Source organism: Jutongia hominis (assembly GCF_014384965.1).
Classification (GTDB): Bacteria; Bacillota; Clostridia; order Lachnospirales; family Lachnospiraceae; genus Butyribacter; species Butyribacter hominis.
The window spans coordinates 44,066-64,116 of the sequence record NZ_JACRSW010000027.1 but is presented as its reverse complement, the minus strand read 5'-3'; the positions used below and the strand labels follow the sequence as shown (position 1 = coordinate 64,116).

Sequence of the window (20,051 nt, the reverse complement as noted above, 5' to 3'; positions counted from 1 at the left end):
AACATACACATATGCCTTTTTATCTGCTCTTTTAAATGGTTACTGTTATTTGTTATTGTACCTGCTATGCACTTTTATTCCTGTCTGATCTATCCTACTTATCACAATCACGAATGTCCGGAGCAATCCCCGTCCAGCCTTCTTTCCGGCTTGCGATTGCTCTTTGCAAAAGCTTCTCTAAATCTGCATAGCATTCCACCAAATTCACTTCCCGCCTCATCTGTGCAGAATGCTTATAGCCTGCCGTATACCATGCCACATGCTTTCGCATCTCTCGAATCCCCATATATTCTTCTTTAAAATCACATAACATTTTTGCATGACGCAAGATCATTGCACAGACCTCTTCAAAAGAAGGTTTCTCTTCTAATATACCACTTTCCTGATACATTTTGATCTGATGAAACAACCATGGATTTCCACGGACACCTCTTCCTAACATCAGACCATCACAACCTGTCTCTTTTTCACAACGCAGTGCATCCTGCGGACTGAAGATATCACCACTGGCGATAACCGGGATTGATACGGCTTCTTTGACTTTTGCAATAATCTCCCAGTCTGCTTTGCCGCTATAATATTCTTCTCTGGTACGTCCATGTACCGCAACTGCGGCTGCTCCGTTTTCTTCCATATATTTTGCAAATTCTACTGCATTGATCTGCCCATCATTAAAACCTTTTCGGAATTTTACGGTAACCGGCTTCTGGATCCGATCCGAGATTGCTTTTACAATCTGTCCTGCAAGCTTCGGATCTTTCATTAATGCAGAGCCTTCTCCATTGTTGACGACCTTAGGGACCGGACAACCCATATTAATATCAAGAATATCAAAATTACGGTGTTCGATCTTAGCTGCCATCTCCGACATGATCTTTGGATCCGATCCAAAAAGCTGTAACGATACCGGTCTTTCTTTCTCATCGATCTCCCATAACTTCGCTGTATTTTTGTTATTATAATAAATTCCTTTCGCACTGATCATCTCTGTATAAACAAGGTCTGCTCCCTGCTCCTTACAAAGAAGACGAAATGGCAGGTCTGTTACTCCTGCCATCGGTGCTAATATAAGATTTCCTTTTAATGTAATATTTCCAATCGTTAGATTTCTCATACTTGTTCCATTCTTACTTATGTGTTCCGTTTTTCTGCTTCTGGTAAATATATAACAAACCTTTTAATGTCAAATCTCCATCATATACATCGATCGAATCCGTGTTTTCAGATACAACTTTACCAAGGCCACCGGTTGCGATCACCTTCACATCGGTTAAACCGGCATCTTCTTTGATCTTATTGATAATATATTCCGTCTGGCCAAGTGTTCCAAAGAACAAACCTGCCTGCATTGCACTGACCGTCTCTTTTGCGATCGCGCTTGCCGGACATTTAATCTCGATCTCAGGGAGATTGGCTGTGTTTTTCCAAAGAGCATTTGCTGAAATACGGATACCCGGACTGATCACACCACCCTGAAAAGCTCCTTCTTTGGTAACCAGATCATATGTTGTAGCCGTACCAAAGTCAACTACGATCACAGGACCGCCATATTGCTCATATGCACTGACAGCATCTACGATACGATCCGGTCCGATTTCTTTCGGATTGATCGTATCGATACGAATGCCTGTCTTTGTTCCTGCACCAACTACTGTCGGATGACAATGAAGATATTTGATAATGCCGCTTGTAAAAGAATACATCATTTGAGGAACGACGGATGCAATGATCACTTCATCAATATCATCCGGTGAAAATCCTTTCTGCTCTAAAATATTGCATAATAATTCACCATACTCATCCGATGTTCTCGGAACTTTCACGGTGAAACGAAAACGTGTGATCAGTTCCTCCTCCTTAAACACGCCAAAGGTTACATCGGTATTCCCTACATCTACTGCTAATAACATGTCATTTCCTCTCAATCTTCTAATAGTTCGCTTATATCCTCGTGCAGAAAAATAGCACGATAATACATTTCCAATGCTTCTAACAGCTCTCTTTTATCTGCCTGTATCTGCTTAATCTTCAACACACTTCCGATCTCATCAAAAAGCAGATCATTTTCCCGTGCTGTTACATGCATCAGCAGATTCCCTTTTTCATCAAAATGCAAGACTAAAATGCCTCCGATATCTGCTGTATACAAGACACATAAAATCTTTAGCTCATCCTGTATAGATGGTGGCACATTGGCAAATTCCTGATTAAAATAATATTTCTCTTCATATGCACTCGAAGCACATAGAATCACACCTTGTACTTCCGGCATTTCATTAAACATATCCATATAATCCCCTTACTGAAACTTCACCGGATACAACTCTTTTTGTCTGACCGTCAACTTCTACTAACAAAGCCCCGGTCTTATCAATTCCTTTTGCAACTCCGGTTTCTATATCTTCTTTGGAACACTTTTCCACCATGCCATGATAAATCCGTACTTCACGTTCTTTGTTGGCAAGCTTTTCATTATATTCATCAATAAAAGAAGTCAGATCGCCTTCTTTTTCAAAACGTTCATAGTAAGCACACAGTCTTTGCGTGATCATAGCTGTCAGTTCTGCACGGTCAACTTTTTTACCGGTCTGTAGAAAAAGTGATGTTGCAGTCTCTTTTATCTCATCCGGGAAAGAAAGCGTATTCGCATTGATGCCCATGCCTACTACAACATAATGAATATAGTTTTCTTCTGTGCTCATCTCCGTAAGTATACCACAAATTTTCTTTTTGGCAACCACTACATCATTTGGCCATTTGATCTGACAGGGAAGCTTACACAACTTTTCTACTGCTCCTGCGATTGCAAGTGCCGCTAACAAAGTCAGACCGGAAATCTGCTCTGTCGGAAGCGTTGGACGAAGTAACAGGGACATCCAGATTCCGATACCCGGCTCTGACTTCCATACTCTTCCTCGTCTTCCTTTTCCACCGGTCTGCTCTTCGGCTACTACCAAAAGCCCTTCCTTTGCACCCGCTTCCGCAAGCTGCTTTACTTTTGTATTTGTAGAATCAATACATTCAAAACTTTCCACCTGTTTACACAAACAGTCTTTATCAATCCTGCTTAAAATGTCCGGCCCATACATTTTATCCGGCTCCGAAAGCAGACGGTATCCTTTGCTTGCAACCGATTCAACCTGATAACCATTTTCTTTTAGTGCGGCAATATTTTTCCATACTGCCTGACGTGAAATGCCTAAAAGACTGCATAACGCCGTTCCTGACACATAACCATCGCCTGCTTTCCGAAGTTCCGTTAGAATCTTTTCTTTCATTCCGTCAACGACCTCACTGTTCTACTGCTCACCTAATGTTGCTACCATAACAGCTTTGATCGTATGCATACGATTCTCTGCCTCATCAAATACAACAGACTGCTTAGATTCAAAAACTTCATCGGTTACTTCTAATTCTTTCATACCAAACTTCTCATATACTTCTTTACCGATCTTTGTCTTTAGATCATGAAAAGCCGGCAGACAATGCATAAAGATTGCACTGTCTTTGGCATTATCCATTACTTTTTTATTCACCTGATAAGGAGAAAGCACCTTGATACGTTCTGCCCATACTTCATCCGGTTCCCCCATGGATACCCAGACATCTGTATAGATCACATCCGCATCCTTTGTACCGCTTTCTACATCTTCCGTCAATGCGACCGAACCACCGGAAGCTTTTGCATATTCTTCACACTGTGCCACGAGCTCTTTTGAAGGGAAATATTCTTTTGACGTACATGCTACAAAATGCATGCCCATCTTAGCACAGGCGATCATCAAAGAATTTCCCATGTTATAACGTGCATCACCCATATAGACGAATTTCAATCCTTTGTAATCTCCTAAATGCTCACGGATCGTCAAAAGATCGGCAAGCATCTGTGTCGGATGATACTCATTGGTAAGACCATTCCACACCGGTACACCTGCATATTTTGCAAGCTCTTCTACAATTTCCTGACCATAGCCACGGTATTCGATTCCATCATACATACGCCCTAATACCCTTGCCGTATCAGGAATGCTTTCTTTCTTACCGATCTGAGAACCGGATGGATCTAAGTAAGTCGTTCCCATCCCCATATCATGCGCTGCCACTTCAAACGAACAGCGTGTACGTGTACTTGTTTTTTCAAAGATCAATGCTACATTTTTTCCTACATAATGATTGACCGGTATTCCTTTTTTCTTCTTATCTTTTAAATCAGCCGCAAGATCGATCAGATAAGTTATTTCTTCCGGTGAAAAGTCCTTTAATGTTAAAAAATTTCTTCCTTTTAAGTTCATGTTAAAACCTCGTTTCTAGTCTTCTTTTGCTATTTCTTTTACGGATGTTACCAGACCTGCTAATGATTGTAACTCAGATGGAATAATGATTTTTGTTGCCTTTCCGTCTGCTACTTTTGTAAAGGTCTCTAAACTCTTTAATTGAATGACTTTATCTGTTGCACCGGCTTCGTTTAGCATACGGATACCATCTGCATTGGCTTTTTGTACGGCTAAGATTGCCTGTGCTCTACCTTCTGCTTCACGGATTGTTGCTTCTTTGGCTGCCTCTGCCTTTAAGATTGCTGCCTGTTTGTCTGCTTCTGCATCCAGAATGGCTGCTTCTTTATTACCCTGTGCAACTAAGATTGCCGACTCTTTTTCACCCTGTGAACGAAGGATTGATTCACGCTTTTCACGTTCTGCTTTCATCTGTTTTTCCATTGCCTCCTGAATGGCTGCAGGAGGAATGATGTTTTTCAATTCGACACGATTAACTTTAATCCCCCACGGATCGGTTGCCGTATCTAACGAAGCTCTCATCTTAGTATTGATCGTCTCACGCGATGTCAATGTCTCATCCAGTTCCAAATCACCAATGATATTTCGAAGCGTTGTTGCCGTCAGGTTTTCAATCGCTAAGATTGGATTTTCCACACCGTATGCATAAAGCTTTGGATCTGTGATCTGGAAAAAGATAACGGTATCAATTCGCATCGTAACATTATCTGCCGTAATAACCGGCTGTGGTGCAAAATCAACAACCTGTTCTTTTAAGATCACTCTTTTGGCTACACGGTCGATGATCGGAAGTTTAAAATGTACACCAACACCCCATGTTGCCTGATAACCACCTAATCTTTCCACAACATATGCTTTCGCCTGTGGTACTACATTAATACATGAAAGTACAATGATCAATACGATCACGCAAATGATAATTGCTATAAGACTCATATTTTTTTCTCCTTTTCTTTGCCTGATTAAATTTCTTTCCCTATTTTGTTTCCTATGTTCTTCGCTTTATGCGGAATGGTTTTCTTCTTCCTGTGCTTTCTTAACAACCAGATGTGCACCCTCTACCCGAACAACAACCACTTCGGTATCAACAGGCAGGATATCTTCCGGCTGCTTGCTGACTGCAGACCACTCCATTCCATTCAATAATACTTTTCCGGTCTGTAAAAAACCGTTGATCTCTTCTAACACTCTTCCCTGCTGTCCGCTCAGACTGTCTACATTCGTCTTTTCACGATTTTTATTAAAATATTTTTCTGCGATCGGACGTGTAAAGACCAAAAGTATGATCGATACGACCAAGAAACAGATGATCTGCACCGGAACAGAAGCATGGCACAAGCTCGCAAGAAAAGCAACAAAAGCACCTCCTGCAAACCATATCGTTGTCAGACCCAATGTCAGCATTTCAAGAACCAGCAAAACACCAACTGCAAGCAGCCAATATAATGGACTCAAATTACCCCCTCCTTTTCCATAATAAAACGGAACGTTATCAATATTATAATGAATATTATGCTATTTGTTCGCATTATAAGCCATATTTATGAAAATGACAAGGCAGACGCAGCGTCAATCACTTTTTGTTCTTTTTTGTCTGGCTGTTTCATACATCAAAATTGCGGCTGCTACCGCAGCATTAAGTGATTCTAAACTGCCATCCATCGGAATACGCACGCCTTTTGTCAGATGAGCAGTCACTTTCTCCGATATTCCGTTCGCTTCATTACCGATCACGATTGCTGCACCATTTGTATAGTCGAGTGCATCATAGACTTCACTGCCCTGCATCATCGTACCATAAACAGGTATTTGCTTTGCTTTTAGCCGTTCTATGACCTCAATCAGATCATCGGCATAATAAAACGGAACACGAAAGATTGCTCCCATCGTAGCACGCACTACTTTAGGATTAAAAAGATCCACACTCTCCCGGCTTAAGATCACACCGGACATACCGGCTCCTTCTGCGGTTCTCATGATTGTTCCTAAATTACCGGGATCACGAAGATCGTCTAACAAAAGAAAACTTCTTTTCGGATCACAAAGCAACGTATCAACAGAATATTCCGGCACTTCTACTAATGCTAACATTCCCTGTGGTGTAACGGTCTGTGCTGCCTGACGAAAAATCTTTGTATCGACGACTTCATAATCCTGCTTTGCCAAAAAATCATCCAACTCCCGCTCTCTATGTTCATAGACATCCTGTGCGATATAGATTTTTTTTAATTTTCCATGAAAAGCCGCTTCTTTTGTTAATTTCATTCCTTCTGCAACAAACAGCTTTTTCTTTTTACGCTCTCTTGCATTTTTTTGTAACTTGATCAATTCTTTGATCTGTACATTGGATTCACTCTGTATCATCCTGCACCTCATTTCTTCCTTTTATTGTTACGAAAACAGAAAAGACGGGCAATAACTTATGTCAAAGACCGTCTTTTCGTAACTGATCGAACTGTTTCTTTATAAAATTCTATCTCTTTGCATTAGAAAACAAAACGAACATTTTATGCACTTTCATTCATTTTTTCGAGTTTTGCAGTCTGATCCGCCATAATGATATTTTGTAATAATTCATTGATATCGCCTTCTAAGATTTCATTCAGACGATGACTTGTAAACTTGATACGATGATCTGTTACACGTCCCTGCGGGAAATTATAAGTACGGATCTTTTCAGAACGGTCACCGGTTCCGACCTGACTTCTACGCTCTGCTGCCTGCTCACTGTTTGCCTTTTCCTGTTCCATGTCGTAAATGCGGGAACGAAGTACTTTCATTGCTTTATCTTTGTTTTTAAGCTGTGATTTCTCATCCTGACAGGTTACGACAATACCGGTTGGAATATGTGTAATACGTACGGCAGAGTCCGTTGTATTGACACACTGACCACCATTGCCGGATGCACGATATACATCAATCTTACAATCGTTAGGATCCACATATACTTCTACATCTTCTACTTCCGGCATAATTGCCACGGTTGCTGTTGATGTATGGATTCGTCCACCGGATTCCGTCGAAGGGATACGCTGTACACGATGTACACCGCTTTCATATTTTAATTTAGAGTATGCTCCCTGACCGATCACCATAAATACAATTTCTTTAAAACCACCGATTCCATTTTCGTTAGCACTCATGACTTCGACTTTCCAGTGATTTCTTTCTGCAAACTTTGAATACATACGGAACAGATCTGCTGCAAAAAGAGCGGCTTCATCACCGCCTGCACCGCCACGGATCTCGACAATGACATTTTTATCATCGTTAGGATCTTTCGGAAGCATCAGAATCTTTAATTCCTGCTCACATTGCTCTACAGTCTGCTTGCATTCATTTAACTCTTCTTTTGCAAGCTCACGCATCTCTTCATCATTTTCTTCTTCCAAAAGAGCCAAACTGTCTTCGACACCCTCTTTTGCTTTCTTATATTCCAAATATTTCTCTACAATTGGTGTGAGTTCGTTCTGCTCTTTCATTAGCTGGCGATACTTTTCCTGATTATTGATCGTATCAGGATCGGTCAATTCAATGTTTAACTCTTCTAATCGTCTTACTAAGTCTTCTAATCTCTCAAACATTTTGTTCCTCCATTCTGAAACAGACTGTCACTAATGATACTCTAACGATGTCCATAAACAACTCTGTCATTGCCTGCATAATCTTTCTGGCAGTTTACTTCATAATATCCTGACATACGCATCAGATCCATAACATCTTTTGCCTGTTCGCATCCGATTTCAAAAAAAAGCCAGCCACCGACATTCAAATGCTTAACACCTTCTACTATGATACTACGGTAAAAATCGAGTCCATCTTTACCTCCGTCAAGTGCCATGCGTGGCTCGTGCTCCCGCACTTCTTCCATCAGGCCTTCGATCACATCCTGTGGAATATACGGTGGATTTGACACAATAATATCATATGTATCATCAATCTTTTCAAATAGATCGCTTTGTACATATTTTACATCTGCCCGGTTGATCCTTGCATTTTTTTTTGCAACTTCGAGTGCAGCATCCGAAAGATCTACTGCTGTACATTCTTTTGCTTTTCCAAGTACAGCAAGCGAAATTGCTATGCATCCTGATCCGGTACACATATCCAGTATTTTTTTGTTTTCCGTAATCGGCAGTACCATTTCAACTAAGCACTCCGTATCCTGTCTTGGTACTAAAACATGCTCATTCACATAAAAAGACAACCCCATAAACTCCTGCACACCGGTAAGATGCTGCAGCGGAATATGCCTGGCACGTTTCTTGATCAGATCGGTATATGCAGCAATTTCCTTTTGTTCTGCTGATTCCGAACCATGTAAAAATAACCATCCATTGTTCTGCCCCGTCACATACTCTAAAAGATAGCGGCTGTCTAATGCTGCATCCAGAATATTCATTTTTTCCAGATGCGATCTTCCAACCTGCAACAGATTCTGGTATGTGATCGGCTCTGATATATTACATTCCATCATCTTATTTTTCTTTTCCTTTATCTTCATCGTCAAAAAAATGATCCAGATGATCTAATGTATCATCATTTTCCTGCTCTTTTAACATTTCTTCTCTTCTGGAAGAACGCTTTTCTTTTGCATCCTGTGCCAGCTTCTCTAACTCTGCTTCACGCCGTTCTCTTTCCATGATGTATTTGGCCCGTTCGTTCGCACGCTGTGCACGTTCTGCTTCTCTGCGTTTGATCTCTTCTGCGATCTCGGCTCGCGATTTATGTTTTTTGTCCGTGCTGTGCATTTCTTTTAATTTTGCACGGCTCTTAACAGCAGCGATGCATCGTCTCTGGTATTCTCTCCAGTCAAAAACTTCTTCTACCGATGCGATCGCCACTTCGATCATCTTGTTATCCGGCTCCCTTGTTGTAAGCATCTGAAGTAACATTCCGGGTTTACAAAGCATACTGACAAATTTATTTTCACTATTTCCGGCAAATCGGATGAATTCATAAGATACTCCGGCAATCACAGGTACTAACACGATTCTTGAGATAATCCTGAGCCACATATTATCAAAATGCAAAAACATAAAGAAAATAATGCTCAAAAAAATAACAATAAACAAGAAGTTTGTTCCACATCTTTTATGATATCTGGATTGTCTTCGTACATTTTCCGGTGTCAGTTCCAGACCATTTTCAATACAATTGATTGCTTTGTGTTCTGCACCATGATACATAAAAGTACGGTTAATATCCCTCATATAGGATATTGCGATCACATATCCCACAAAAAGTACAATACGAATCAATCCTTCGATCAGCCCTAATACGGCAAAAGACGAGATTCTGCTGCTAAGCATCTGTGACAATCCATACGGAAGCACGACAAATGCTAACAACGCGATCACAACGGATAATGCAACGGTAAGTCCCATCTGCACCGCTTCCTTGCGTTCGTCTTTCGCATCTTCCTTCTTAGAGACAATCTTTTCTTCCTCTTCTTCATAAAAGCTTGCAGAATACGTGAGTGTACGCATTCCAAGCACTAATGACTCTACAAATGTCACAATTCCACGGACAATAGGAAGCCGAAAGAAAATAGAGCGGTCTGCAAGACTTTTTGTTTTGCCATGTGTTACCGCAATCTCTCCATCCGGTTTTCTGACAGCAACAGCGTATTTTGACTTGTTGCGCATCATGACACCTTCTAAAACAGCCTGTCCGCCAATCCCTGATGACTTCATAATCCACCTCGATTCTGCATCTTATGATGCAATTTATAATCAAATCATACTTTCTTCTGATAGCCACATCTTTATAGCAGAAATGGTCACAACACCTGCAAAATAGGTATTGTGACCATTGGTAAGGCCAGTAAACTGACCAGATATTTCGCTAGTTAGCCTGCATACCGTACTTACGATTGAACTTATCGATCGCACCGCGAGCCTTAACAGCCTTCTGCTGACCTGTATAGAATGAATGACATTTTGAACAGATTTCTACATGGATCTCTTCCTTTGTAGAACCGGTTACAAACTCATTTCCACAGTTACACACAACCTTAGCCTGATAATAATTAGGATGAATTCCTTCTCTCATGATTTACCTCCATTCCGCCATCCTTGTGATAGCAACTACATATACGAAAGAGCCTGAAACTCTTCGATTACAAATTAAACACAACTATTTTAGTATAGCATAGTAAAAAGTGAATTGCAATATCTTTTTTCTTGATTTATACAATTTTTGTCTTTTTGACAACCTGCACAAATTCTGCATTATTTTTCGTCTTTCTGAACAATTCAATAATACGCTCTACCGCTTCTTCTGATTTGCGGCTGTTAAATGCCCGACGCATCAAAAAGCTTGCTTCTAATTCTTCTTTTGACAGCAAAAGATCATCCCGCCGTGTACTCGAGCGTGGCAGATCGATTGCCGGAAAAACCCTTCTTTCCGATAAAGAACGATCTAATACAAGTTCCATGTTACCGGTTCCTTTAAACTCTTCAAACACAACATCATCCATCTTGCTTCCGGTATCTACCAATGCAGTAGCAAGAATCGTTAAACTGCCGCCCTCTCTCATGTTACGGGCTGCACCAAAAAACCGCTTTGGCATATGCAAAGCTGCCGGATCAAGGCCACCGGAAAGAGTGCGCCCACTTGGCTGTACCGTCAGATTATATGCCCTGGCAAGACGCGTAATGCTGTCTAACAGGATCATCACATCTTCACCATGTTCCACGAGACGTTTTGCACGCTCGATCACCATTTCCGATACACGTTTATGGTTGTCCGGCAACTCGTCAAAAGTAGAGTAGATTACTTCTACATTGCTTCCCTGAATTGACTCTTTAATATCTGTCACTTCCTCCGGTCTTTCATCGATCAGCAGTACTATGATATGCATCTTTGGATGATTTGTCTTAACTGCTTTTGCTACCTGCTTTAACAGCGTTGTCTTACCGGTCTTAGGCTGTGATACGATCATACCGCGCTGTCCTTTTCCAATCGGCGAGATCAGATCCATCATGCGCATCGAAATCCCGCTTCCCGGTGTTTCTAACCGTATTCTTTCATTTGGAAAAATCGGTGTCAGATGTTCAAATTTCTTGCGTCGTGCCAGCTCTGCCACCGGATGACCATTGACATCGGCAATATATAAAAGTGCACCGAACTTTTCATTCTGGCTTTTTTGTCTTGCAACGCCTGTCAGAATATCGCCTGTACGAAGCTGGTATTTTCGGATCAATGCCGGTGACACATACACATCATCTTCGCCCGGCAGAAAGTTTTCACATCGTATAAAACCATATCCTTCCTGTAATACTTCCAAAATACCACTACGCTGTGTGTGTGCTTCTGTATCATGAGACACATTTCTTGTTTTACCTGATTCCGTCTCGGCAGATGCATTGTTATTATAATGTGCTTTTACTTTCTGATTATACTCTCTTCGAAACTCCCGGCCGTCTCTGCGTGGTGCCGTTTCATTCTGTCGTCGTTCTTTTTTCTCATCATGTGACTGCTTTTCAATGGAAGCAGCTGCCTCTGACATGGTGTGTTTTTGCTGCTCTTGTGACAAACGCTGTGCGAGTTCTTTTTTTCGCAATGTGCTGACACCTTTCATGCCCAGTTTTTTTGCATAAGCCCGAAGATCTGCCAGTGATAAGTTTTCTAAATTCTCCATTCTGCTCTCCATTTCTTTTATGTATTGTTATCCTGTATTCATTGTATCTTTCTTACTTTATGTTTTGGATTTTCATTAATATGATACTGTCCGCAGCCGGTACAAAACACCGGGAGCATTCATCCTCAGGGAATTTCATTATGATGATCAATGTATTAAAAGTTCATTTTCATGATAGAGATACCATATCTGTCCTAATGAAAAAACAGTTCTTTTTCCTATTCTGACATCGTTCTCTTTATACTAGAAGTTTTAATAATAGAATATATCTGTACATCTTTTTATTATACATAACGCAGCAGAATCTGTAAAGTCCATTCTTGCCTGATCCCTTATTATATGATAAAATATTTAATCAGAGTTTATAAGCTGCATACAATTATAAATTTTGTCTGCAATAATAACAGAGAAACAGATATGGAGGATAAGGACATTATGAACACCAACGAAAAAGCACTTGCATTACATGAAGAATGGAACGGTAAGATCACAACAGAACCAAAATGTCATGTCAGAACAAGAGAAGATTTAGCTCTTGCCTATACACCGGGTGTAGCAGAGCCTTGCAAAAAGATCGCCAAAAACAAAGACGATGTTTATCGTTACACGATCAAATCCAATACGATCGCTGTTGTTTCTGACGGAAGCGCCGTACTTGGTCTTGGTAATATCGGTCCGGAAGCTGCCATGCCTGTCATGGAAGGAAAAGCAGTTCTTTTCAAGGAATTTGGTAATGTCAATGCGTTTCCAATCTGCTTAGATACACAGGATACCGAGGAAATTATCGAGACTGTGATCCGTATTGCGCCTGCATTCGGCGGTATCAATCTCGAAGATATCTCTGCACCGCGTTGTTTTGAGATCGAAGCACGTTTAAAAGAAGCCTTATCGATCCCGGTCTTTCATGATGACCAGCACGGAACAGCTATCGTTGTACTTGCAGGTATTATCAATGCTTTGAAGATCGTTGGCAAGAAAAAAGAAAACTGTAATGTTGTTGTCAACGGAGACGGTTCTGCAGGCATTGCAATCACAAAACTTTTGCTTTTATATGGTTTTAAGCATGTTACGATCTGCGGAATCAATGGTATCCTTTCAAAGTCTTCACCGGATCTGAACTGGATGCAAAAAGAAATGATGGAAGTAACCAACTTAGAGCAGAAAACAGGACTTCTTTCCGATGCAATGAAAGGTGCTGATATTTTCATTGGCGTTTCTGCACCAAATATCGTATCCGAAGAAATGGTTGCTTCGATGAATCAGGATGCAATCCTTTTTGCCATGGCGAATCCGGTACCGGAGATCATGCCGGACGTTGCAAAGAAAGCCGGGGCACGTATTGTCGGAACAGGCCGTTCTGATTTTCCGAATCAGGTCAACAATGTCGTTGCATTTCCGGGTATCTTCAAAGGAGCATTAGAAAGCCGAGCTTCCCAGATCACAGATGAGATGAAGCTTGCTGCTGCCAATGCAATCGCTAATCTCGTAGATGAAAAAGACTTAAATGACGAAAACATTCTTCCGGAAGCTTTCGATCCCCGTGTTGCCGATGTCGTTGCTAATGCCGTAAAAGCATATGTCAGATAATACAATACAACGTTGGGGAGAAAAACCATACTATTCTCTGGATTTTTATTTAAAAGAAACCTTCGGGCAAAAGATATATAAACTTGCCTTAGACGCAGGAATGACCTGTCCGAACCGTGATGGCACACTTGATACAAGAGGCTGCATTTTTTGCAGCAAAGGCGGTTCGGGTGATTTTGCCACAAAACAGGCACACTCTGTCACACAACAGATCGATGATGCGATCACTTTCTTGCAAACACACGATAAAAAGACCGGACAGAAATACATTGCTTATTTTCAATCCTATAGCAATACCTATGCTCCGGTCAAAAAACTGCGTGCATGTTATATTCCGGCTTTACAGGATGAACGGATCTGTGCTCTTTCGATTGCAACAAGACCGGATTGTTTTTCGGAAAGCATCTACGATCTTCTTAGCGAATGCAATCAGATCAAGCCGGTCTGGGTGGAACTTGGTTTACAAACAATCCACGAAAAAACTGCGCTCAAGATCCGACGCGGATATCCGTTATCCTGTTTTGAACAAACTGTCAAAGAATTGCAAAAAAGAAACATTCCTGTTATTGTACATATCATCCTTGGTCTTCCCGGCGAAAGCACAAAAGAGGTCTTAGAAACGATCGAATATCTGAATGCACTAGGCATTCAGGGAATCAAGCTGCAACTTCTTCATATTTTAAAGGATACGGATCTTGCAAAAGAACTTCCTACACTTTCTCTGCTTTCAGAAGAAGAATATATTGCTCTTTTACTACAATGCATTGCCCATCTTTCACCGGATATCGTGATCCACCGTCTGACCGGAGACGGACCAAAAGAACTGCTGCTTGCACCTTTATGGAGTTTGCACAAAAGACATGTCTTAAACCGGATCGCCCATCAGTTAAAAGAAGAGCAGGTCTATCAGGGCATGGATTATCAAAAGAAGAAATAAGGAGGGATGTTATGACATCAGAATCGCTGAAATTATATAAATTGATCATTCTTTATTTTTTAAGTAAGACCAATCAGGATATCACGAATGCGATCCTTTCTGATTTCATTTTAGAGCACGGCTATACTGATTATTTTTCGATTCAGGAAACCTTAGTTGCTCTTACCGAAGATAATATGATCAAAGCGCATCAGACGCATACTACTTCTTATTATACGATCACAGATAAAGGACATGAGACATTAAATTATTTTGTATCACAGCTTCCTTCCGATACCATTCAGGAAATCGAGGCTTATCTTGCAAAAAACCGGATTCAGATTGTGGATGACACCTCGATCCGGAGTGATTATACAAAGATTTCTTCAACCGAATATCTGGCACGCTGTACTGTTGTTGAGCGTGGCAGTACGATCGTGGAAGTAGCGATCAATGTTCCATCCGAAGAAGATGCGATCGATGCATGCAAACGTTTTAAAGAAAAAAGCGAAGAGATCTATAGCTTTTTATTCCGCACAATGGCAACGGATTAAAAATGCGAAGTAACAAAAAAGCATCTCGCAAAATGCCCTCCACTCAGGAGACATTTTTGCTAAGATGCTTTTCTTTTTGTTTAAGATAGTTTTTTGCTTTTCGTTCAAAGAATTTCTTCTTATCCTAACACAATCTTCATAAATTTCTTTTTGCCTCGTTTCAGGACAACACCATCACCTGCAAACGTATCTTTTGTAAGCTGTGCTTTTGGATCGGTCACTTTCTCACCGTCCACGGAAACACCGCCCTGTTCTACATTACGACGTGCTTCTCCATTCGAAGGTGCTAATCCTGCTTTTACGAGAAGTCTTAAAATACCGATGCTTCCTTCTTCAAAATCATCGTCTGTCAACACAACTTCCGGCATATCAGCAGCGTTTCCGCTTGCAAATAATGCTTTTGCACTATCCTGCGCTTTCTTGGCTTCTTCTTCGCCATGAACTAATTTGGTAAGTTCATAAGCCAAGATCTCTTTTGCCTGATTCAACTGGCTTCCTTCCCATGTATCCATCTCATCGATCTGCTCTAATGGAAGGAATGTCAGCATACGCAGACATTTTAATACATCATCATCCGCTACGTTTCTCCAATACTGGTAGAAGTCAAACGGACTTGTCTTTTCCGGATCAAGCCATACTGCACCGGACTGCGTCTTACCCATTTTCTTACCTTCTGAGTTTAATAAAAGATTGATCGTCATAGCATAGGCATCTTTGCCGAGTTTGTAATGGATCAGACGTGTTCCGCCAAGCATATTACTCCACTGGTCATCTCCGCCAAATTGCATATTACAGCCATACTTCTGGAACAATGCATAGAAATCATAACTCTGCATGATCATGTAGTTAAACTCTAAGAAGCTTAATCCCTTTTCCATACGCTGCTTATAACATTCTGCATTTAACATACGGTTAATTGAAAAATGCGGACCGACTTCACGAAGTAATTCTACATAATTCAGATCCATAAGCCAGTCTGCGTTATTTACCAAAAGAGCTTTGTCTTCACCAAAATCAATAAAACGGCTCATCTGCTTTTTAAAGCATTCTACATTATGTGCGATCGTTTCTTTTGTCATCATCTGACGCATATCGGTTCTGCCGGAAGGATCACCGATCATCGCTGTACCACCTCCGATCAGAGCAATTGGCTTATTTCCTGCCATCTGTAAACGTTTCATCAGGCAGAGTGCCATAAAATGTCCTACATGAAGACTGTCTGCTGTCGGATCAAATCCGATATAAAAAACCGCCTTTCCTTCGTTGATCAATTTTTTGATCTCTTCTTCATCTGTCACCTGTGCGATCAGACCACGTGCTACTAACTCATCATAAACTGTCATCTGTTATAACCTCCGTTTTTCATAAAAAGTGTAGCAGCATCCTGCTGCTATGTATACCGCTGCTACATAGGTATTTTCACATAAAAAGTGCAAAGCAGACTTTGTGCTATATACACTATTACCGTAAAGGTATTTTTCCTATACAGTAAAAAAGTCCTTTTGCAATTATGCAAAAGGACGAATCATCAATCGTGTTACCACCTTTATTTACACCCTGCTCACACAGAATGCCTTTGTAAGATACCTATGATATCTTTGCACGCTAACGGGTGCAGCACCGTCAAGACTTACTCTTTCGTTCAGTCTGCTACTCCGAGATGTATTCATATGCACGTTTGTCCTGCTCCTCTCATCTTCCGGCTGCTTTCTTTTGGCTTCCCATGCTACTACTTCTTCTCTTCCTCGTATTATCAGTTGCTATGGTATCGAACTTTTCTTTTTTTGTCAAGCGAAAAGTAATTTCCTGCAGGGGTAGTTCCATTTTTCTTTTATAAAACTTCCTTGTATGCAAGATTTATGTTATACTATTCTAAAAGATGGATCGGGAGCAAACGCAAACCATGGATATATAAAGGGGAACAGAGGTAATAACAGGTATGAAAGTTTTTATTGCAGGAAGCTATAATGCATTTACAAATGAATTGATCAAAAAATTTCATAAAGAAAACGACAAAGTCTATGTACTGACCGGCGAGCAATACCATGGCAATAAGCCGCACAATGTCTTTGAACAATATACATTTCCATATACCGGTGACAGTATTATTGAAGTTTTAGACAGTGTACAGCCGGATATCATTCTGTTTACCGGAGCATATGATACGAATTTCAAATGGCAGAATATGCGTAGTGAATCCATGCACTATATGTCCGGTCTGATCAATATATTGATGTCTGCAAATGTACAGCATACAAAGCAATTCATCTATCTGTCTTCATCAGAGGTTTTTTCCGATCCACAGGAAGAATTTATCAAAGCCGACACGCCAACCTCTGCCATGGATTATAAAGGAATTGCAATTACACAGGGTGAGGAACTCTGCCGCCATTTTCGTGCAACAACCGGCTTAAATGTATCGGTACTTCGTATCGATCATATGTATAAAGAACCGTTAGATATAGAAGATTGTACCGATCCGTTAAGTCATGTCTGTAAAGAGGCCTTAAACACCGGCACCGTCACAGTCAATGATAATATCCATTTTTCCATGATCCATGTATCGGATGTTGTCTTTGGCATTTACCAGTTCGTACAGGAAAAGAAACACAAAAAAGATCTCTATCACATCTCCTCGCAAAAACTTCTTTCTGACTTTGATATTGCAAAACTGATCCATTCCGTTGATGATTCGATCATAATTGAGGACAACACGACAGGAACACCGGTCAGTCTGGCATTAGATAATTCGGAATTTTGCGAAGAATACCACTTTTCTGTGTTTAACTCTTATGAGAAAACCATTCCTGCAATCTATAAAAAAATGCGCAAAAGAAGAAAAGATTTTCTTGATCAAACAAATAAGAATACTTCCAAAAATCGGATCATTCAACGCATCAAGACCTTATTTGCCGCAATGCTGCCATTTATCGAAAACCTTGTGATCTTCATTCCTGTCTTTATGATCAATAACCGTGCTGTCGGTTCAGGGTATTTTGACAAACTTGATTTTTTTCTGCTTTATGTTCTTTTGTTTGCAGGTATTTACGGTACAAAACAGGCAGTTTTTTCAGCAGCATTAAGTGTGATCGGTTATTGTTTCCGACAGCTTTACTTCCGAACCGGGATTGAGCTTCTGATCGATTACAATACCTATCTGTGGATCGCACAGTTATTTATTGTAGCGATGGCTGTCGGTCGTCTGCGTGACAGCACAAAAAATATCACTTATGAAAAAGAGGAAGAGATCGCTTTTTTAAGTTCACAGCTTCAGGATCTGGTGCATATCAATGACAGTAATAACCGTATCAAAAACATCTACCAGAATCGTATTATTGATTATGATGACAGCTTAGTAAAGATCTACAGTATCACTTCCCAGCTTGACTCGGTAGAAGAAGGTGCGATCCTATTCTATGCAGCTGACATTATCAGCCGAATTTTAAAAACACCGGATGTCGCAATCTATCAGGTTGCCAATGCCGACTACTGCCGTCTCTTTTCGGCTACCTCTGATCAGGCAAAAGTTCTTGGCAAATCCGTAAAATATTCTGAAATGACAGATATGACAGATATGTTAAATAACAAACAAGTCTATATCAATAAGACCATGAATGAAGATTATCCTTTGATGGCAAGTGCGATCTATCGAAATGACAAGCCTTTGGAAATCATTATGATCTGGGGGCTCTCCTTTGAAAAAATGACACAATATCAGGCAAACCTGCTTACCGTTTTAGGCTTTATGATCTACAACTCGGTAGACCGAGCCGAGCGTTATCTGGATGCACTTGCCAATACGCGTTTTATCAAAGATACACGTCTTTTGACCGCAGACGCTTTTATGGAGCTTTGCCATATTTATCAGGATGCAATGGATAAACATCTGACCGAATATACCGTATTGCAAGTTGCTTCACAAAAAGAAATGTCCTATACCGAATGGAGTACACTCCTGTCTTCTAAATTGCGTTTCTCCGATTATATCGGTCTGGATAACCAGAACCGAATCTGTATTTTGTTGACAAACTCTAATACCGGTGATGCACAGTTTATCATTACCAGAATGCAGGAATTAGGTCTTTCCTGCGTTCCAAAAAAGGAGGTTGTATCATGACTATCACACCAAAGCAGGAAGTCATCTTTTTAGCCGTCATCCTTACAATTAATACTATGATTGCTGCCGGCTATCTGATTTATGGCCTTGCTTTCAGAGTCAAAAAAGAGAAAGACGAAAAAGATCCTGTCAGATATGTGATCCTGTCCTTATTTATGCTTTTATGTCCTGTGATCGGTCCTGCTTTTTTAGGATTTGGTAATCTCTTTTACCATCTCTTTTTTGATACCAGCATTGATCTGGCTGCAATCACATTCTCGAAAAAACGTGTTGATGTCGTAGAACGTCCTGATGAATCCGATGAGATCAATCTGATCCCAATGGAAGAAGCCATTATGATCAATGATAAAGAAAATCTGCGTAATCTGCTTTTAACAGTTCTTCGCGGTGATGTCAAAAAATCAATTAACGCCGTTACAAAAGCCCTAAACAGTTCTGATTCCGAAGCTTCTCATTATGCGGCGTCTGCGATCATGGACATTATGAATGAATTTCAAAAGACATTGCAAAAGTTTTATGCACAGATGGATGCAGATCCGGATGACACGGAAGTTATGGTATTGTATATCAACTACCTGTGTGAGATGCTTGGTGCAGGCTTTTTATCTGAACTGGAAGAAAAGACCTATATCTATTCGTTACAAAAAGTCTGCGAACGTCTTTTCCATGCTGATCCGACACAATTAAAACCAATGCATTACACCGCATTGATCTCACTTTTAACAAAGATCAATGATCTGCAAAGCAGTGAACTCTGGATTCAGCGTTTTACAACAAATTATCCTGATCATATCGAAATGTATCGTTGTGCTTTGCATCACTACTTTTCGGTCAAAGACAAGATTCATTTCTTTGAATATATGAATCGGCTCAAACATTCCAATATCCCGATTGATAATGACATGTTAGAACTGATCCGTACATTCAGTTAATTTTTCTG

18 protein-coding genes and 1 pseudogene are annotated in these 20,051 nt (G+C 40.5%); 5 read left to right on the top strand and 14 right to left on the bottom strand.

The features are described 5' to 3' along the window. Window positions 1–94 precede the first annotated feature (94 nt). The 13 genes and pseudogenes from dusB to rho all read right to left on the bottom strand — a co-directional run bounded on the left by dusB (window position 95) and on the right by rho (window position 11,937). Window positions 95–1,114 (bottom strand): tRNA dihydrouridine synthase DusB, encoded by a 1,020-nt coding sequence (gene dusB, locus H8700_RS05800; protein ID WP_249304218.1) that lies wholly within the window; start codon window positions 1,112–1,114, stop codon window positions 95–97. 13 nt (window positions 1,115–1,127) lie between these two features. Continuing rightward, window positions 1,128–1,910 carry a type III pantothenate kinase gene (locus tag H8700_RS05795; protein ID WP_249304216.1) on the bottom strand — a complete coding sequence of 261 codons (783 nt, stop codon included), beginning with the start codon at window positions 1,908–1,910 and terminating at the stop codon, window positions 1,128–1,130. Window positions 1,911–1,921: 11 nt separating this feature from the next. Beyond that, window positions 1,922–2,290: a DUF6145 family protein gene (locus H8700_RS05790; protein WP_249304213.1), complete on the bottom strand. Its 369-nt coding sequence runs from the start codon at window positions 2,288–2,290 to the stop codon at window positions 1,922–1,924. Then, the gene (locus H8700_RS05785; protein ID WP_022142202.1) at window positions 2,277–3,278 is read right to left on the bottom strand and encodes a biotin--[acetyl-CoA-carboxylase] ligase; all 1,002 of its coding nucleotides are present in this window, start codon (window positions 3,276–3,278) and stop codon (window positions 2,277–2,279) included. The genes H8700_RS05790 and H8700_RS05785 overlap by 14 nt, the downstream gene beginning before the upstream one ends. A gap of 21 nt (window positions 3,279–3,299) precedes the next feature. Then, a complete protein-coding gene (gene argF / locus H8700_RS05780; protein WP_249304210.1) occupies window positions 3,300–4,292 on the bottom strand; it encodes an ornithine carbamoyltransferase in 993 nt (330 codons plus the stop codon). Window positions 4,293–4,307: 15 nt separating this feature from the next. Continuing rightward, entirely contained in the window at window positions 4,308–5,228 is a 921-nt protein-coding gene (locus H8700_RS05775) for an SPFH domain-containing protein (RefSeq protein WP_022142204.1), read from the bottom strand. 66 nt (window positions 5,229–5,294) lie between these two features. After that, the gene (locus H8700_RS05770) at window positions 5,295–5,747 is read right to left on the bottom strand and encodes an NfeD family protein (RefSeq protein ID WP_022142205.1); all 453 of its coding nucleotides are present in this window, start codon (window positions 5,745–5,747) and stop codon (window positions 5,295–5,297) included. Between the two features lie 114 nt (window positions 5,748–5,861). After that, window positions 5,862–6,656 (bottom strand): TrmH family RNA methyltransferase, encoded by a 795-nt coding sequence (locus tag H8700_RS05765; RefSeq protein WP_022142206.1) that lies wholly within the window; start codon window positions 6,654–6,656, stop codon window positions 5,862–5,864. Window positions 6,657–6,799: 143 nt separating this feature from the next. Further along, window positions 6,800–7,876 (bottom strand): peptide chain release factor 1, encoded by a 1,077-nt coding sequence (prfA, locus tag H8700_RS05760; RefSeq protein WP_022142207.1) that lies wholly within the window; start codon window positions 7,874–7,876, stop codon window positions 6,800–6,802. 41 nt (window positions 7,877–7,917) lie between these two features. Continuing rightward, window positions 7,918–8,769 (bottom strand): peptide chain release factor N(5)-glutamine methyltransferase, encoded by an 852-nt coding sequence (prmC, locus tag H8700_RS05755; RefSeq protein ID WP_022142208.1) that lies wholly within the window; start codon window positions 8,767–8,769, stop codon window positions 7,918–7,920. A 316-nt stretch (window positions 8,770–9,085) separates the two neighbouring features. After that, a pseudogene (locus H8700_RS05750) lies at window positions 9,086–9,988 on the bottom strand (DUF1385 domain-containing protein); the annotation flags it as partial. Window positions 9,989–10,139: 151 nt separating this feature from the next. Next, a complete protein-coding gene (gene rpmE, locus H8700_RS05745; RefSeq protein WP_022014073.1) occupies window positions 10,140–10,346 on the bottom strand; it encodes a 50S ribosomal protein L31 in 207 nt (68 codons plus the stop codon). 136 nt (window positions 10,347–10,482) lie between these two features. Next, a complete protein-coding gene (rho, locus tag H8700_RS05740) occupies window positions 10,483–11,937 on the bottom strand; it encodes a transcription termination factor Rho (RefSeq protein WP_249304206.1) in 1,455 nt (484 codons plus the stop codon). 435 nt (window positions 11,938–12,372) lie between these two features. On the opposite strand from rho, the gene H8700_RS05735 reads away from it, so the two are divergent. From H8700_RS05735 to H8700_RS05725, 3 genes are read left to right on the top strand one after another with little or no spacing between them, the layout of a single operon-like run. After that, window positions 12,373–13,524: an NAD(P)-dependent malic enzyme gene (locus tag H8700_RS05735; protein ID WP_249304204.1), complete on the top strand. Its 1,152-nt coding sequence runs from the start codon at window positions 12,373–12,375 to the stop codon at window positions 13,522–13,524. After that, window positions 13,514–14,461, top strand: a complete 948-nt coding sequence (gene mnmL / locus H8700_RS05730; protein WP_249304202.1) for a tRNA modification radical SAM protein MnmL/YtqA — start codon at window positions 13,514–13,516, stop codon at window positions 14,459–14,461. Before H8700_RS05735 ends, mnmL begins: the two co-directional genes overlap by 11 nt. 11 nt (window positions 14,462–14,472) lie before the next feature. Beyond that, a complete protein-coding gene (locus H8700_RS05725; protein ID WP_022142213.1) occupies window positions 14,473–14,994 on the top strand; it encodes a DUF4364 family protein in 522 nt (173 codons plus the stop codon). 119 nt (window positions 14,995–15,113) lie between these two features. Here H8700_RS05725 and tyrS read toward each other — a convergent pair whose 3' ends face one another. Then, on the bottom strand, window positions 15,114–16,337 hold the full coding sequence (gene tyrS / locus H8700_RS05720; protein WP_022142214.1) for a tyrosine--tRNA ligase: 1,224 nt from the start codon (window positions 16,335–16,337) through the stop codon (window positions 15,114–15,116). A gap of 596 nt (window positions 16,338–16,933) precedes the next feature. Here tyrS and H8700_RS05715 point away from each other — a divergent pair. Both H8700_RS05715 and H8700_RS05710 read left to right on the top strand, forming a co-directional pair. Continuing rightward, entirely contained in the window at window positions 16,934–19,111 is a 2,178-nt protein-coding gene (locus tag H8700_RS05715; protein WP_249304201.1) for an NAD-dependent epimerase/dehydratase family protein, read from the top strand. Next, complete coding sequence (locus H8700_RS05710; protein WP_249304200.1) at window positions 19,108–20,043, top strand: hypothetical protein; 936 nt, start codon at window positions 19,108–19,110, stop codon at window positions 20,041–20,043. Before H8700_RS05715 ends, H8700_RS05710 begins: the two co-directional genes overlap by 4 nt. Window positions 20,044–20,051: the final 8 nt, after the last annotated feature.